We start from the raw sequence: 15935 nt of genomic DNA, 5'->3' as shown, positions 1-15935 counted from the left end.
CATTACTTTTTTCGTTGGAAAAGAAAATTAAGGAGGATGTCTGAAATCCTACTTTCTCCACCTTTAATATTTTGCAAGTCTTTTTCCTTCAAGGCTACAAACTGTTCCAATTTAACTGTGTTTTTCATAATAAAATCTCCTAAAATATTTTTTCTTGTAAGCTAACTTACAAAAACCATTATACAAAATGGAATTTCATTTTAGATAAAATTCTCTCAACTGTCATTTTTTTCTCCCCAAGTGTACTTTTTTAAGAAAAAAGCCGGGAAAATTCCCAGCTTTGCTACTATATTGATCCCAGCAGGATTCGAACCTGCGACCGTTCGCTTAGAAGGCGAATGCTCTATCCAGCTGAGCTATGAGACCTAACACAATCATTCTACCAAAAATTCAATTAAAAGTCAATTTTCTATTTATGATAGGGCGAGCCTTGCTGAATCGTAAAAGCGCGATAGATTTGTTCAACAAGAACTAGTCTCATTAACTGATGGGGCAAGGTTAGGCGACCAAAACTAACAGAAAGATTGGCTCTCTTTTTTACATCCTGTGCTAACCCCAGACTCCCTCCAATAATAAAGGTAAGAGTAGAAAATCCTTTTATAGAAGCTTCTTCTAACTGCTTACTAAATTCTTCTGAAGAAAGTGTTTTCCCCTCAATGGCTAACACAATAACAAAATCACGATCACCAACTTTTGATAAAATTCTCTGACCTTCTATTTCTAAAATCTTTTGATTTTCTGACTCACTAGCCCTATCTGGTGTTTTTTCATCTGCCAGCTCAATCATTTCAAGCTTAGCAAATCGAGAAATTCGTTTTGAATACTCTGCAATACCATCTTTTAAATACTTTTCTTTCAGTTTCCCAACTGTTACAACTTTAATTTTCATGACTCTATTCTAACATATTCTCTATTTTTTCACATCTTATTCACAAAATAAAAAGTTAATTTTAACCGAGAAAACCACAGATTTTCGAAAGTTATCCACAGTTTGTGTAAAACTTTTGTGTTTAAGTTATAATTAAGCTAGTCAGTTTATACTTTCAGTAATTCAAACATATGGAGGCAAATATGAAACATTTAAAAACATTCTACAAAAAATGGTTTCAATTATTAGTCGTTATCGTCATTAGCTTTTTTAGTGGAGCCTTGGGTAGTTTTTCAATAACTCAACTAACTCAAAAAAGTGGTGTAAGTAACTCTAACAACACTAGCACTATTACACAAACTGCCTATAAGAACGAAAATTCAACAACTCAGGCTGTTAATAAAGTAAAAGATGCCGTTGTATCCGTTATTACTTATTCAGCAAACAGACAAAATAGCGTATTTGGCAATGATGATACTGACACAGATTCTCAGCAAATCTCTAGTGAAGGATCTGGAGTTATTTATAAAAAGAATGGTAAAGAAGCTTACATCGTCACCAACAATCACGTTATCAATGGCGCTAGCAAAGTAGATATTCGCTTGTCAGATGGGACTAAAGTACCTGGAGAAATCGTCGGAGCGGACACTTTCTCTGATATTGCTGTCGTCAAAATCTCTTCAGAAAAAGTGACAACAGTAGCTGAATTTGGTGATTCTAGTCAGTTAACCGTAGGAGAAACTGCTATTGCTATTGGTAGCCCGCTAGGTTCTGAATATGCTAATACTGTTACTCAGGGTATTGTATCTAGTCTCAATCGAAATGTATCCTTAAAATCTGAAGATGGACAAGCCATTTCTACAAAAGCCATCCAAACTGATACTGCTATTAACCCAGGTAACTCTGGCGGTCCACTGATCAATATTCAAGGACAGGTTATCGGAATTACCTCAAGTAAAATTGCCACAAATGGAGGAACATCTGTAGAAGGCCTTGGTTTCGCAATCCCTGCAAATGATGCTATCAATATTATTGAACAGTTAGAAAAGAACGGAAAAGTGACGCGTCCAGCTTTGGGAATCCAGATGGTTAATTTATCTAATGTGAGTACAAGCGACATCAGAAGACTCAATATTCCAAGCAGTGTAACATCTGGTGTAGTTGTTCGTTCTGTACAAAGTAATATGCCTGCCAATGGTCACCTTGAAAAATACGATGTGATTACAAAAGTAGATGACAAGGAGATTGCTTCATCAACAGACTTACAAAGTGCTCTTTACAATCATTCTATCGGAGACACTATTAAAATAACTTACTATCGTAACGGTAAAGAAGAAACTACATCTATTAAACTTGACAAGAGTTCAGGTGATTTAGAATCTTAATTGACATCTATGTAAAGAAAGCTTTACATAAGAGAAAAGATATGTTAGTGTAGAATCATGGAAAAATTTGAAATGATTTCTATCACGGATATACAAAAAAATCCCTATCAACCTCGAAAAGAATTTGATAGAGAAAAACTAGATGAACTAGCACAGTCTATCAAAGAAAATGGGGTCATTCAACCGATTATTGTTCGTCAATCTCCTGTTATTGGTTATGAAATCCTTGCAGGAGAGAGACGCTATCGGGCTTCACTTTTAGCTGGTCTAACGTCTATCCCAGCTGTTGTTAAACAGCTTTCAGATCAAGAGATGATGGTCCAATCCATCATTGAAAATTTACAGAGGGAAAATTTAAATCCAATAGAAGAAGCACGCGCTTATGAATCTCTCGTAGAGAAAGGATTCACCCATGCTGAAATTGCAGATAAAATGGGCAAGTCTCGTCCTTATATCAGCAACTCCATTCGTTTGCTTTCCTTGCCAGATGCTATCCTCTCAGAAGTAGAAAATGGCAAACTATCACAAGCGCATGCGCGTTCTCTAGTTGGGTTGAATAAGGAACAACAAGACTATTTCTTTCAACGAATTATAGAGGAAGACATTTCTGTAAGGAAGTTAGAAGCTCTTCTGACAGAGAAAAAACAAAAGAAACTGCAAAAAACTGATTACTTCATAAAAAAAGAAGAAGAACAGTTAAAAAAACTACTCGGATTAGATGTAGAAATCAAACTGTCTAAAAAAGATAGTGGAAGAATCATTATTTCTTTTTCAAATCAAGAAGAATACAGTAGAATTATCAACAGCCTGAAATAAGGCTGTTCTTTTATTTTTTTATCTCACATGGTTATCCACTATTTTTTTCGATAAAAAGCTTAATAAATCAATAGTTTCTGACTTTATCCCCAACCTGTGGATAAAACTTGGTAACATTGTGGATTATTTTTCACAGCTTGTGGAAAATTCTTCCTATCTATGGTAAAATAAGTCTAGCATTAAACTTTTAAATAGTAAAGGAGGAGAAAGGATTGAAAGAAAAACAATTTTGGAATCGTATCTTAGAATTTGCTCAAGAAAGACTGACTCGATCCATGTATGATTTCTATGCTATTCAAGCTGAACTCATCAAGGTAGAGGAAAATGTTGCCACTATATTTTTACCACGATCTGAAATGGAAATGGTCTGGGAAAAACAACTAAAAGATATTATTGTAGTTGCCGGATTTGAAATTTATGATGCTGAGATTACTCCCCACTATATTTTCACTAAACCTCAAGATACGGCTATCTCACAAGTTGAAGAAGCTACAAATTCAACTCTTTATGACTATAGTCCAAAGTTAGCATCTATTCCTTATTCGGATACTGGGTTAAAAGAAAAGTATACCTTTGATAATTTTATTCAAGGGGATGGAAACGTTTGGGCTGTATCAGCTGCTTTGGCTGTCTCTGAAGATTTGGCTCTGACCTATAACCCTCTTTTTATCTATGGAGGACCTGGGCTTGGTAAGACTCACCTGTTAAACGCTATTGGAAATGAAATTCTAAAAAATATTCCAAATGCGCGTGTTAAATATATTCCTGCCGAAAGCTTTATCAATGACTTTCTGGATCACCTAAGACTTGGGGAAATGGAAAAGTTTAAAAAAACCTACCGCAGTCTTGATCTTTTGTTAATTGATGATATCCAGTCACTCAGCGGAAAAAAAGTTGCAACTCAAGAAGAATTTTTCAATACTTTTAATGCCCTTCATGACAAGCAAAAACAGATTGTCCTAACCAGTGATAGAAGTCCAAAGCATTTAGAAGGGCTCGAGGAGAGGCTTGTCACGCGCTTTAGTTGGGGATTGACACAAACTATCACACCCCCTGACTTTGAAACACGTATTGCCATTTTACAAAGTAAAACGGAACATTTAGGCTACAATTTCCAAAGTGATACTCTAGAATACCTAGCTGGGCAATTTGATTCAAATGTTAGAGATCTTGAGGGAGCCATCAACGACATCACTTTAATTGCCAGAGTAAAAAACATCAAGGATATCACTATTGATATTGCTGCAGAAGCTATTAGAGCTCGCAAACAAGATGTTAGCCAAATGCTCGTCATCCCAATTGATAAAATCCAAAATGAAGTTGGTAATTTTTATGGTGTCAGTGTCAAAGAAATGAAGGGAAGCAGACGCCTTCAAAATATTGTGTTAGCCCGTCAAGTAGCCATGTATTTATCTAGAGAACTGACAGATAATAGTCTTCCAAAAATTGGGAAGGAATTTGGAGGAAAAGATCATACAACAGTCATTCATGCCCATGCAAAAATTAAATCTTTGATTGATGAAGACGATAATTTACGTTTAGAAATTGAATCAATCAAAAAGAAAATAAAATAACTTGTGGATAACTTTCGCTTTTTTATCTTTTTTATCCACATTTTTTAAACAAGCTAAAAAACTTGATATAACTTGTTTAAAGGCTGTTTTCCACAGATTACACAGACTCTATTATTACTATTATCCTTCTAATACTAAAAATAAATAAAGGAGAATCCATGATTCATTTTTCAATTAATAAAAATTTATTTCTACAAGCCTTAAATATTACTAAGAGAGCTATTAGTTCTAAAAATGCCATTCCTATTTTATCAACTGTCAAAATTGACGTGACCAATGAAGGTGTTACTTTAATTGGTTCAAATGGTCAGATTTCAATTGAAAATTTTATTTCTCAAAAAAATGAAGATGCTGGTTTGTTAATTACTTCTTTAGGTTCGATTCTTCTTGAAGCTTCTTTCTTCATCAATGTGGTATCTAGTCTACCTGATGTGACTCTTGATTTTAAAGAAATTGAACAAAATCAAATTGTTTTAACCAGTGGAAAATCAGAAATTACCCTAAAAGGAAAAGATAGCGAACAGTACCCACGAATCCAAGAAATTTCAGCAAGCACTCCTTTGGTTCTTGAAACAAAATTACTCAAGAAAATTATCAATGAAACAGCTTTTGCTGCAAGTACACAAGAGAGTCGTCCAATTTTGACAGGTGTTCATTTTGTATTGAGTCAGCACAAGGAGCTAAAAACAGTGGCAACAGACTCTCATCGTCTAAGCCAGAAAAAATTAACGCTTGAAAAAAATAGTGATGATTTTGATGTTGTCATTCCTAGCCGTTCTCTACGCGAATTTTCAGCGGTATTTACAGATGATATTGAAACTGTAGAGATTTTCTTTGCCAATAACCAAATTCTCTTTAGAAGCGAAAATATTAGCTTCTATACTCGTCTCCTAGAAGGAAACTATCCTGATACAGATCGCTTGATTCCAACAGACTTTAACACTACTATTACTTTTGATGTGGTAAACTTACGCCAGTCAATGGAGCGTGCTCGTCTTTTATCAAGTGCGACTCAAAATGGTACTGTAAAACTTGAAATTAAAGATGGGATTGTTAGCGCCCATGTTCATTCTCCAGAAGTTGGTAAAGTAAACGAAGAAATCGATACTGATCAGGTTACTGGTGAAGATTTGACTATTAGTTTCAACCCAACTTACTTGATTGATTCACTCAAGGCTTTAAATAGCGAAAAGGTGACTATTAGCTTTATCTCAGCTGTTCGTCCATTTACTCTTGTGCCAGCAGATACTGACGAGGACTTCATGCAGCTTATTACACCAGTTCGTACAAATTAAGTGAAAGAGGTTGAGCCTAGCTCGCCTCTTTTATGATATAATCGAAAAAGAAAAGGAGAGTAGTATGTATCAAGTTGGAAATTTTGTTGAAATGAAAAAACCACATGCTTGTACAATCAAGTCAACTGGTAAAAAAGCAAATCGTTGGGAAATTACACGTGTAGGAGCAGATATCAAAATCAAATGTAGCAATTGTGACCATGTTGTCATGATGGGACGCTATGATTTTGATCGAAAAATGAATAAAATTATTGACTGAAACCCCTTAGTTAGAGGGTTAGCAAGTTTTTCCTTTTTGTGTTATAATATTAGGGATTGAAATGAAAACGGAGAATGAGAAAATATGGCTTTAACAGCAGGTATCGTTGGTTTGCCAAACGTTGGTAAATCAACACTATTTAATGCAATTACAAAAGCAGGAGCAGAGGCAGCTAACTACCCATTTGCAACGATTGACCCAAACGTTGGAATGGTAGAAGTTCCAGATGAACGTCTACAAAAATTGACTGAAATGATTACTCCTAAAAAGACAGTGCCAACAACATTTGAATTTACAGATATTGCAGGGATTGTAAAAGGAGCTTCAAAAGGAGAAGGGCTAGGGAATAAATTCTTGGCCAATATTCGTGAAGTAGATGCGATTGTTCACGTAGTTCGTGCTTTTGATGATGAAAATGTGATGCGCGAGCAAGGACGTGAAGACGCCTTTGTAGATCCACTTGCCGATATTGACACCATTAACCTAGAATTGATTCTTGCAGACTTAGAATCGGTTAATAAACGCTATGCGCGTGTAGAAAAGATGGCACGCACGCAAAAGGATAAAGAATCAGTGGCAGAATTTAATGTTCTTCAAAAGATTAAACCAGTACTTGAAGATGGGAAATCAGCTCGTACCATTGAATTTACAGATGAGGAACAAAAGGTTGTAAAAGGTCTTTTCCTTTTGACGACTAAACCAGTTCTTTATGTAGCTAATGTGGACGAGGATGTGGTTTCAGAACCTGACTCTATCAACTATGTCAAACAAATTCGTGAATTTGCAGCGACAGAAAATGCTGAAGTAGTCGTTATTTCTGCGCGTGCTGAGGAAGAAATTTCTGAATTGGACGATGAAGATAAAAAAGAGTTTCTTGAAGCCATTGGTTTGACAGAATCAGGTGTAGATAAGTTGACGCGTGCAGCTTACCACTTACTTGGACTGGGAACTTACTTCACAGCTGGTGAAAAAGAAGTTCGAGCTTGGACCTTCAAACGTGGTATGAAGGCTCCTCAAGCAGCTGGTATTATCCACTCAGACTTTGAAAAAGGCTTTATTCGTGCAGTAACCATGTCATATGAGGATCTAGTGAAATACGGATCTGAAAAGGCCGTAAAAGAAGCTGGACGCTTGCGTGAAGAAGGAAAAGAATATATCGTTCAAGATGGCGATATCATGGAATTCCGCTTCAATGTCTAAAAAATTAATAAACGGTGTCAATTAGGTTGGAAAAAAATTCCAACCCTTTTGGCTTTTGAAAGGAAAAATAAATGACTAAATTACTTGTAGGCTTGGGAAATCCAGGGGAAAAATATTTTGAAACAAAACACAATGTTGGATTTATGTTGATTGACCAACTAGCGAAGAAACAGAATGTCACTTTTACACACGATAAGATATTTCAAGCTGACCTAGCATCCTTTTTCCTAAATGGAGAAAAAATTTATCTTGTCAAACCAACGACCTTTATGAATGAAAGTGGAAAAGCGGTTCATGCTTTATTGACTTATTATGGTTTGGATATTGAAGATTTACTCATCATTTACGATGATCTTGACATGGAAGTTGGAAAGATTCGTTTAAGAGCAAAGGGATCCGCAGGTGGTCATAATGGTATCAAGTCTATTATTCAACATATAGGGACTCAGACCTTTAATCGTGTTAAGATTGGAATCGGAAGACCTAAAAATAGCATGTCGGTTGTTAACCATGTTTTGAGTAAGTTTGACAAGGATGATTATATTGGTATTTTACAGTCTATTGACAAAGTTGACGATTCTGTAAACTACTATTTACAAGAGAAAAACTTTGAAAAAACGATGCAGAGGTATAACGGATAAATGGTAACCTTATTAGATTTATTCTCAGAAAATGATCAGATTAAAAAATGGCATCAAAATTTGACAGATAAGAAAAGACAACTAATACTTGGTTTATCAACGTCTACTAAGGCTCTTGCAATTGCAAGTAGTCTAGAAAAAGAAGATAAGATTGTGTTACTGACGTCCACTTATGGAGAGGCAGAAGGACTGGTTAGTGATCTTATCTCTATCTTGGGTGAGGAACTTGTTTATCCGTTTTTGGTAGATGACTCCCCTATGGTCGAGTTTTTGATGTCTTCACAAGAAAAAATCATCTCACGGGTTGAAGCATTACGTTTTTTGACTAATCCATCTAAGAAAGGGATTTTAGTTTGTAATATCGCAGCAAGTCGATTGATTTTACCGTCTCCCGATGTATTCAGAGATAGTATTGTAAAAATCTCAGTTGGTGAAGAATATGACCAACACGCGCTTATACATCAGTTAAAGGAAATTGGTTATCGAAAAGTTACTCAAGTACAAACTCAGGGCGAATTTAGTCTGCGAGGAGATATTTTAGATATTTTTGAAATATCCCAGTTAGAACCTTGTCGAATTGAGTTTTTTGGTGATGAAATTGATGGTATCAGGTCATTTGAAGTCGAAACACAATTATCGAAAGAAAATCAGACAGAACTCACTATCTTTCCAGCTACCGATATACTTTTGAGAGAAAAGGATTATCAACGAGGTCAGTCAGCTTTAGAAAAACAAATTTCAAAAACGTTATCACCGATTTTGAAATCCTATCTAGAAGAAATTCTTTCAAGTTTTCACCAAAAACAAATACATTCAGATTCACGGAAGTTTTTATCTTTGTGCTATGACAAGACATGGACTGTTTTTGACTACATTGAAAAAGATACCCCAATATTCTTTGATGATTATCAAAAATTAATGAATCAGTATGAAGTCTTTGAAAGAGAATTAGCACAATACTTTACAGAAGAATTACAGAACAGTAAAGCATTTTCTGAGATGCAGTATTTTGCAGATACAGAGCAAATATATAAAAAACAGAGTCCGGTTACCTTTTTCTCTAATCTACAAAAGGGGTTAGGAAATCTCAAGTTTGACAAAATTTATCAATTCAATCAATATCCTATGCAGGAATTTTTCAATCAGTTTTCTTTTCTAAAAGAAGAAATTGAACGATACAAAAAAATGAATTATACTATTATCTTGCAATCTAGCAATTCAATGGGAAGTAAGGCATTGGAGGATATGTTAGAGGAATATCAGATTAAATTGGATTCCAGAGATAAGTCAAGTATCTGTAAAGAATCTGTAAACTTAATCGAGGGCAATCTCAGACATGGTTTTCATTTTGTAGATGAAAAAATTTTGGTGATTACTGAACATGAGATTTTTCAAAAGAAATTGAAACGTCGTTTTCGAAGACAGCATGTTTCAAACGCAGAGAGATTAAAAGATTACAATGAACTTGAAAAAGGAGATTACGTTGTTCACCATATTCATGGGATTGGTCAATATCTAGGAATTGAAACAATTGAAATCAAGGGGATTCACCGCGATTATGTTAGCGTCCAATACCAAAATGGGGATCAAATCTCCATCCCAGTAGAACAGATTCATCTACTGTCCAAATATATTTCAAGTGATGGGAAAGCTCCAAAACTCAATAAATTAAATGACGGTCATTTTAAAAAGGTCAAGCAAAAAGTTAAGAATCAGGTAGAGGATATAGCTGATGATTTAATCAAACTCTACTCTGAACGTAGTCAGTTGAAGGGTTTTGCTTTCTCAGCTGATGATGAGGATCAACAGACCTTTGATGATGCTTTCCCTTATGTTGAAACGGATGATCAACTTCGTAGTATTGAGGAAATCAAGAGGGATATGCAGGATTCTCAGCCAATGGATCGACTTTTAGTTGGGGATGTTGGTTTTGGAAAGACTGAAGTTGCTATGCGTGCAGCTTTTAAGGCAGTCAATGATCACAAACAGGTTGTCGTTCTAGTTCCGACGACGGTTTTAGCGCAACAGCACTATACGAATTTTAAGGAACGATTCCAAAATTTTGCAGTTAATATTGATGTGTTGAGTCGCTTTAGAAGTAAAAAAGAGCAGACTGAAACACTTGAAAAATTGAAAAACGGTCAAGTTGATATTTTGATTGGAACACATCGTGTTTTGTCAAAAGATGTTGTGTTTGCTGATTTGGGCTTGATGATTATTGATGAGGAACAGCGATTTGGTGTCAAGCATAAGGAAACCTTGAAAGAACTGAAAAAACAAGTAGATGTCCTGACCTTGACAGCAACGCCAATCCCTCGTACCCTCCATATGTCTATGCTGGGAATCAGAGATTTGTCTGTTATTGAAACTCCGCCGACTAATCGTTATCCAGTGCAAACCTATGTTTTGGAAAAGAATGACAGTGTCATTCGTGATGCGGTCTTGCGTGAAATGGAGCGTGGAGGTCAAGTTTACTATCTTTACAATAAAGTTGACACAATTGATCAGAAGGTTTCAGAATTACAGGAGTTGATTCCAGAGGCTTCGATTGGTTATGTTCATGGGCAAATGAGTGAGATTCAGTTGGAAAATACTCTATTAGACTTCATTGAAGGACAATATGATATTTTAGTAACAACTACCATTATTGAGACAGGGGTGGACATTCCAAATGCTAATACTTTATTTATTGAAAATGCGGATCATATGGGCTTGTCAACCTTGTATCAGTTAAGAGGAAGAGTCGGTCGTAGTAATCGTATTGCTTATGCCTATCTAATGTATCGTCCAGAAAAATCAATTAGTGAAGTTTCCGAGAAGAGATTAGAAGCGATTAAAGGATTTACAGAATTGGGATCCGGATTTAAGATTGCTATGCGAGATCTTTCGATTCGTGGAGCAGGAAATCTTTTAGGAAAATCCCAGTCTGGTTTCATTGATTCTGTTGGTTTTGAATTGTATTCGCAGTTATTAGAGGAAGCTATTGCTAAACGAAACGGTAATGCTAACACTAACACTAACACAAGAACCAAAGGGAATGCTGAGTTGATTTTGCAAATTGATGCCTATCTTCCTGATACTTATATTTCTGATCAACGACATAAGATTGAAATTTACAAGAAAATTCGTCAAATTGACAACCGTGTCAATTATGAAGAGTTACAAGAGGAGTTGATAGACCGTTTTGGAGAGTACCCAGACGTGGTAGCCTATCTTTTAGAGATTGGTTTGGTTAAGTCTTATCTTGACAAGGTCTTTGTTCAACGTGTGGAAAGAAAAGATAATAAAGTTACAGTTCAATTTGAAAAAGTCCCTCAACGACTGTTTTTAGCTCAAGATTACTTTAAAGCTTTATCTGCAACGAACTTAAAAGCAGGTATCACTGAGAATAAGGGATTAATGGAGCTTGTGTTTGATGTCCAAAATAAGAAAGATTATGAAATTTTAGAAGGTCTGCTGATTTTTGGAGAAAATTTATTAGAGATAAAAGAGTCTAAGAAAGAAAATTCCATTTGATATTTTTCTTCTATAAAATAGATAAAAATGGTACAATAATAAGTTGAGGTAATAAGGATGAGATTAGACAAATATTTAAAAGTATCACGAATTATCAAGCGTCGTACAGTCGCAAAGGAAGTAGCAGATAAAGGTAGAATCAAGGTGAATGGAATCTTGGCCAAAAGTTCAACGGATTTGAAAGTTAATGACCAAGTTGAAATTCGTTTTGGAAACAAGTTGCTGCTTGTAAAAGTACTAGAGATGAAAGATAGTACAAAAAAAGAAGATGCAGCAGGCATGTATGAAATTATCAGTGAAACACGGGTAGAAGAAAATGTCTAAAAATATTGTACAATTGAATAATTCTTTTATTCAAAATGAACACCAACGTCGTCGCTACCTGATGAAGGAACGACAAAAACGGAATCGTTTTATGGGATGGGTATTGATTTTGATTATGCTGTTATTTATCTTGCCAACTTTTAATTTAGCGCAGAGTTATCAACAATTACTCCAAAGACGTCAGCAATTAGCAGACTTGAAAACTCAGTATCAAACCTTGAGTGATGAAAAGGATAAGGAGACGGCATTTGCTACCAAGTTGAAAGATGAGGATTATGCTGCCAAATATACACGAGCGAAGTACTATTATTCTAAGTCGAGAGAAATAGTTTATACGATTCCTGACTTGCTTCAAAGGTGATAAAATGGAAAATTTATTAGACGTAATTGAGCAATTTTTGAGTCTATCGGATGAAAAGCTGGAAGAGTTGGCTGATAAAAATCAATTATTGCGTTTACAAGAAGAAAAGGAAAGGAAGAATGCGTAAATTCTTAATTATTTTGTTGCTACCGAGTTTTTTGAGCATTTCAAAAGTTGTTAGCACAGAAAAAGAAGTAGTCTATACTTCGAAAGAAATTTATTACCTTTCACAATCTGACTTTGGTATTTATTTTAGAGAAAAATTAAGTTCTCCTATGGTTTATGGAGAGGTTCCTGTTTATGCGAATGAAGATTTAGTAGTGGAATCTGGGAAATTGACTCCCAAAACAAGTTTCCAAGTAACTGAGTGGCGCTTAAATAAACAAGGAATTCCGGTATTTAAGCTATCAAATCATCAATTTATAGCTGCGGACAAACGATTTTTATATGATCAATCAGAGGTAACTCCAACAATAAAAAAAGTATGGTTAGAATCTGATTTTAAACTGTATAATAGCCCTTATGATTTAAAAGAAGTGAAATCATCCTTATCAGCTTATTCACAAGTATCAATCGATAAGACCATGTTTGTAGAAGGAAGAGAATTTCTACATATTGATCAGGTTGGATGGGTAGCTAAAGAATCAACTTCTGAAGAAGATAATCGGATGAGTAAAGTCCAAGAAATGTTATCGGAAAAATATCAAAAAGATTCTTTCTCTATTTATGTTAAGCAACTGACTACTGGAAAAGAAGCTGGTATCAATCAAGATGAAAAGATGTATGCAGCTAGTATTTTGAAACTCCCTTATCTCTATTATGCGCAAGAAAAAATAAATGAGGGTCTTTATCAGTTAGATACGACTGTAAAATACGTATCTGAAGTCAATGATTTTCCAGGTTCTTATAAACCAGAGGGAAGTGGTAGTCTTCCTAAAAAAGAGGATAATAAAGAGTATTCTCTAAAGGATTTAATTACGAAAGTATCAAAAGAATCGGATAATGTAGCTCATAATATATTGGGTTATTACATTTCAAACCAATCTGATGCCACATTCAAATCCAAGATGTCTGCCATTATGGGAGATGATTGGGATACAAAAGAAAAATTGATTTCTTCCAAGATGGCTGGGAAGGTTATGGAAGCCATTTATAATCAAAATGGATTTGTGCTAGAGTCTTTGACTAAAACAGATTTTGATAATCAGCGAATTGCCAAAGGTGTTTCTGTGAAGGTAGCTCATAAAATTGGGGATGCGGACGAATTTAAGCATGATACGGGTGTTGTCTACGCAGATTCTCCATTTATTCTTTCTATTTTCACTAAGAATTCTGATTATGATACAATTTCTCAGATAGCCAAGGATGTTTATGAGGTTCTAAAATGAGGGAACAAGATTTTTTAAATCATTTTCTCAAGAAGGGATATTTCAAAAAGCATACTAAGGTGGTGTTAGCTCTTTCTGGCGGGTTAGATTCTATGTTTCTATTTAAGGTATTGTCTACTTATCAAAAAGAGTTAGAAATTGAATTGATCTTAGCTCATGTGAATCATAAGCAGAGAGTAGAATCAGATTGGGAAGAACAGGAATTAAGGAAGTTGGCTGCTGAAGCTGGACTTCCTATTTATGTCAGCAATTTTTCAGGAGAATTTTCAGAAGCGCGTGCTCGACATTTTCGTTATGATTTTTTTCAAGAGGTCATGAAAAAGACAGGTGCGACAGCTTTAGTCACTGCCCACCATGCGGATGATCAGGTGGAAACGATTTTAATGCGTTTGATTCGAGGCACTCGTTTGAGCTATCTATCAGGAATTAAGGAGAAGCAAGTAGTCGGAGACATAGAAATCATTCGTCCCTTCTTACATTTTCAGAAAAAAGACTTTCCTCCAATTTTTCACTTTGAAGATACATCAAATAAGGAAAATCATTATTTTCGCAACCGTATTCGAAACTCTTACTTACCAGAATTAGAGAAAGAAAATCCTCGATTTAGAGATGCAATCTTAGGCATCGGCAATGAAATTTTAGATTATGACTTAGCTATAGCTGAATTATCAAAGAATATTGATGTAGAAAATTTATATCAGCTATTGTCATACTCTGAGTCGACACAAAGAGTTTTACTTCAAACTTATCTGAATCATTTTCCAGATTTGAATCTTACAAAAGCTCAGTTTGAAGAAGTTCGGCAGATTTTAAAAACTAAAAGCCAGTATCGTCATCCGATTAAAAATGGATATGAATTGATAAAAGAGTATCAACAGTTTCAGATTTGTAAAATCAGTCCGCAGGCTGATGAAAAGGAAGATGAATTTGTGTTACACTATCAAAATCAGGTTACTTATCAAGGATATTTATTTTCCTTTGGGATTCCATTAGAAGGTGAATCAATTCAACAAATACCTGTTTCACGGGAAACATCAATACACATTCGTCATCGAAAACCAGGAGATGTTTTGATTCAAAATGGGCATAGAAAAAAACTCAGACGTCTATTTATTGATTTGAAAATCCCTATGGAAAAGCGGAAATCTGCTCTGATTATTGAGCAATTTGGTGAAATTGTCTCAATTTTGGGAATTGCGACCAGTAATTTGAGTAAAAACACGAAAAATGATATAATGAACACTGTACTTTATATAGAAAAAATAGATAGGTAAAAAAATGTTAGAAAACGATATTAAAAAAATCCTCGTTTCACACGATGAAATTACAGAAGCTGCTAAAAAATTAGGTGCTCAATTAACCAAAGACTATGCAGGAAAAAATCCAATTTTAGTTGGGATTTTAAAAGGATCTATTCCTTTTATGGCTGAATTGGTCAAACATATTGATACACATATTGAAATGGACTTCATGATGGTTTCTAGCTACCATGGTGGAACAGCAAGTAGTGGTGTTATCAATATTAAACAAGATGTGACTCAAGATATCAAAGGAAGACATGTTCTATTTGTAGAAGATATCATTGATACAGGTCAAACTTTGAAGAATTTGCGAGATATGTTTATTGAAAGAGATGCAGCTTCTGTTAAGATTGCAACCTTATTGGATAAACCAGAGGGACGTGTTGTAGAAATTGATGCAGACTATACCTGCTTTACTATCCCAAATGAGTTTGTAGTAGGTTATGGTTTAGACTACAAAGAAAATTATCGTAATCTTCCTTATGTTGGAGTATTGAAAGAAGAAGTGTATTCAAATTAGAAAGAATAATTTTTAATGAAAAAACAAAATAATGGTTTAATTAAAAATCCATTTCTATGGTTATTACTTATTTTTTTCCTAGTTACAGCTTACCAGTATTTTAGTACAGGTAGTGTTGCAGGGAAAAGTGAGCAAATTAATTATACAGAATTGGTAAAAGAAATTACCGATGACAATGTAAAAGAATTAACCTACCAACCAAATGGCAGTGTTATCGAAGTTTCGGGTGTCTATAAAAATCCTAAAACAAGTAAAGAAGAAACAGGCATTCAGTTCTTTTCTCCTTCTGCTACAACAGTAGAGAAATTTTCAAGTATTATTCTTCCTTCAGATACTACAGTATCAGGATTGCAAAAGCTTGCTTCTGACCATAAAGCAGAAGTAACTGTTAAGCATGAAAGTTCAAGTGGTATGTGGATTAATCTACTCGTATCCATTGTGCCATTTGGAATTCTATTCTTCTTCCTATTCTCTATGATGGGAAATA

The 15935-nt window shown here is 34.9% G+C and carries 17 protein-coding genes and 1 tRNA gene; 15 read left to right on the top strand and 3 right to left on the bottom strand.

The window, feature by feature from the left end; all coding sequences use genetic code 11:
• Positions 1 to 2: 2 nt before the first annotated feature.
• From comC to rlmH, 3 genes are all read right to left on the bottom strand, one after another.
• A complete protein-coding gene (gene comC / locus SMIDD26_RS00100; protein ID WP_061438538.1) occupies positions 3 to 128 on the bottom strand; it encodes a competence-stimulating peptide ComC in 126 nt (41 codons plus the stop codon).
• Positions 129 to 292: 164 nt separating this feature from the next.
• Positions 293 to 366: transfer RNA gene (locus SMIDD26_RS00095), tRNA-Arg, on the bottom strand.
• A 43-nt stretch (positions 367 to 409) separates the two neighbouring features.
• A complete protein-coding gene (gene rlmH, locus SMIDD26_RS00090; protein ID WP_061438537.1) occupies positions 410 to 889 on the bottom strand; it encodes a 23S rRNA (pseudouridine(1915)-N(3))-methyltransferase RlmH in 480 nt (159 codons plus the stop codon).
• 182 nt (positions 890 to 1071) lie between these two features.
• Here rlmH and SMIDD26_RS00085 point away from each other — a divergent pair, with 182 nt between their 5' ends.
• The 15 genes from SMIDD26_RS00085 to SMIDD26_RS12440 all read left to right on the top strand — a co-directional run.
• Positions 1072 to 2253, top strand: coding sequence for a serine protease HtrA (locus tag SMIDD26_RS00085; RefSeq protein WP_061438536.1), 1182 nt, complete (start codon positions 1072 to 1074; stop codon positions 2251 to 2253).
• A gap of 57 nt (positions 2254 to 2310) precedes the next feature.
• Entirely contained in the window at positions 2311 to 3069 is a 759-nt protein-coding gene (locus tag SMIDD26_RS00080; RefSeq protein ID WP_061438535.1) for a ParB/RepB/Spo0J family partition protein, read from the top strand.
• A 212-nt stretch (positions 3070 to 3281) separates the two neighbouring features.
• The gene (gene dnaA, locus SMIDD26_RS00075) at positions 3282 to 4643 is read left to right on the top strand and encodes a chromosomal replication initiator protein DnaA (RefSeq protein WP_061438534.1); all 1362 of its coding nucleotides are present in this window, start codon (positions 3282 to 3284) and stop codon (positions 4641 to 4643) included.
• Between the two features lie 158 nt (positions 4644 to 4801).
• The gene (gene dnaN, locus SMIDD26_RS00070; protein ID WP_049521563.1) at positions 4802 to 5938 is read left to right on the top strand and encodes a DNA polymerase III subunit beta; all 1137 of its coding nucleotides are present in this window, start codon (positions 4802 to 4804) and stop codon (positions 5936 to 5938) included.
• 64 nt (positions 5939 to 6002) lie between these two features.
• Positions 6003 to 6197 carry a DUF951 domain-containing protein gene (locus SMIDD26_RS00065; protein ID WP_000285186.1) on the top strand — a complete coding sequence of 65 codons (195 nt, stop codon included), beginning with the start codon at positions 6003 to 6005 and terminating at the stop codon, positions 6195 to 6197.
• Between the two features lie 84 nt (positions 6198 to 6281).
• Positions 6282 to 7397, top strand: a complete 1116-nt coding sequence (gene ychF / locus SMIDD26_RS00060) for a redox-regulated ATPase YchF (protein WP_061438533.1) — start codon at positions 6282 to 6284, stop codon at positions 7395 to 7397.
• A 71-nt stretch (positions 7398 to 7468) separates the two neighbouring features.
• The gene (gene pth / locus SMIDD26_RS00055; protein ID WP_061438532.1) at positions 7469 to 8038 is read left to right on the top strand and encodes an aminoacyl-tRNA hydrolase; all 570 of its coding nucleotides are present in this window, start codon (positions 7469 to 7471) and stop codon (positions 8036 to 8038) included.
• Positions 8039 to 11554 carry a transcription-repair coupling factor gene (gene mfd, locus SMIDD26_RS00050; protein WP_061438531.1) on the top strand — a complete coding sequence of 1172 codons (3516 nt, stop codon included), beginning with the start codon at positions 8039 to 8041 and terminating at the stop codon, positions 11552 to 11554.
• A 57-nt stretch (positions 11555 to 11611) separates the two neighbouring features.
• Positions 11612 to 11878, top strand: coding sequence for an RNA-binding S4 domain-containing protein (locus SMIDD26_RS00045; RefSeq protein WP_001234978.1), 267 nt, complete (start codon positions 11612 to 11614; stop codon positions 11876 to 11878).
• Positions 11871 to 12239, top strand: coding sequence for a septum formation initiator family protein (locus tag SMIDD26_RS00040; protein WP_061438530.1), 369 nt, complete (start codon positions 11871 to 11873; stop codon positions 12237 to 12239). Before SMIDD26_RS00045 ends, SMIDD26_RS00040 begins: the two co-directional genes overlap by 8 nt.
• Positions 12240 to 12243: 4 nt before the next feature.
• A complete protein-coding gene (locus SMIDD26_RS13455; RefSeq protein ID WP_000429334.1) occupies positions 12244 to 12366 on the top strand; it encodes an SP_0009 family protein in 123 nt (40 codons plus the stop codon).
• Entirely contained in the window at positions 12359 to 13627 is a 1269-nt protein-coding gene (locus tag SMIDD26_RS00030) for a serine hydrolase (RefSeq protein WP_061438529.1), read from the top strand. Before SMIDD26_RS13455 ends, SMIDD26_RS00030 begins: the two co-directional genes overlap by 8 nt.
• Positions 13624 to 14901 carry a tRNA lysidine(34) synthetase TilS gene (tilS, locus tag SMIDD26_RS00025; RefSeq protein ID WP_061438528.1) on the top strand — a complete coding sequence of 426 codons (1278 nt, stop codon included), beginning with the start codon at positions 13624 to 13626 and terminating at the stop codon, positions 14899 to 14901. Before SMIDD26_RS00030 ends, tilS begins: the two co-directional genes overlap by 4 nt.
• A gap of 4 nt (positions 14902 to 14905) precedes the next feature.
• On the top strand, positions 14906 to 15448 hold the full coding sequence (gene hpt, locus SMIDD26_RS00020; RefSeq protein WP_061438527.1) for a hypoxanthine phosphoribosyltransferase: 543 nt from the start codon (positions 14906 to 14908) through the stop codon (positions 15446 to 15448).
• Positions 15449 to 15463: 15 nt separating this feature from the next.
• A partial coding sequence (locus SMIDD26_RS12440) for an ATP-dependent metallopeptidase FtsH/Yme1/Tma family protein (RefSeq protein WP_246746828.1) occupies positions 15464 to 15935 on the top strand: 472 nt, incomplete at its 3' end.

This window comes from Streptococcus mitis, assembly GCF_001579035.1.
Taxonomy (GTDB): Bacteria; Bacillota; Bacilli; order Lactobacillales; family Streptococcaceae; genus Streptococcus; species Streptococcus mitis_J.
Note: the sequence above shows the minus strand (reverse complement) of the source record. Positions and strands in the feature narration are given on the sequence as shown.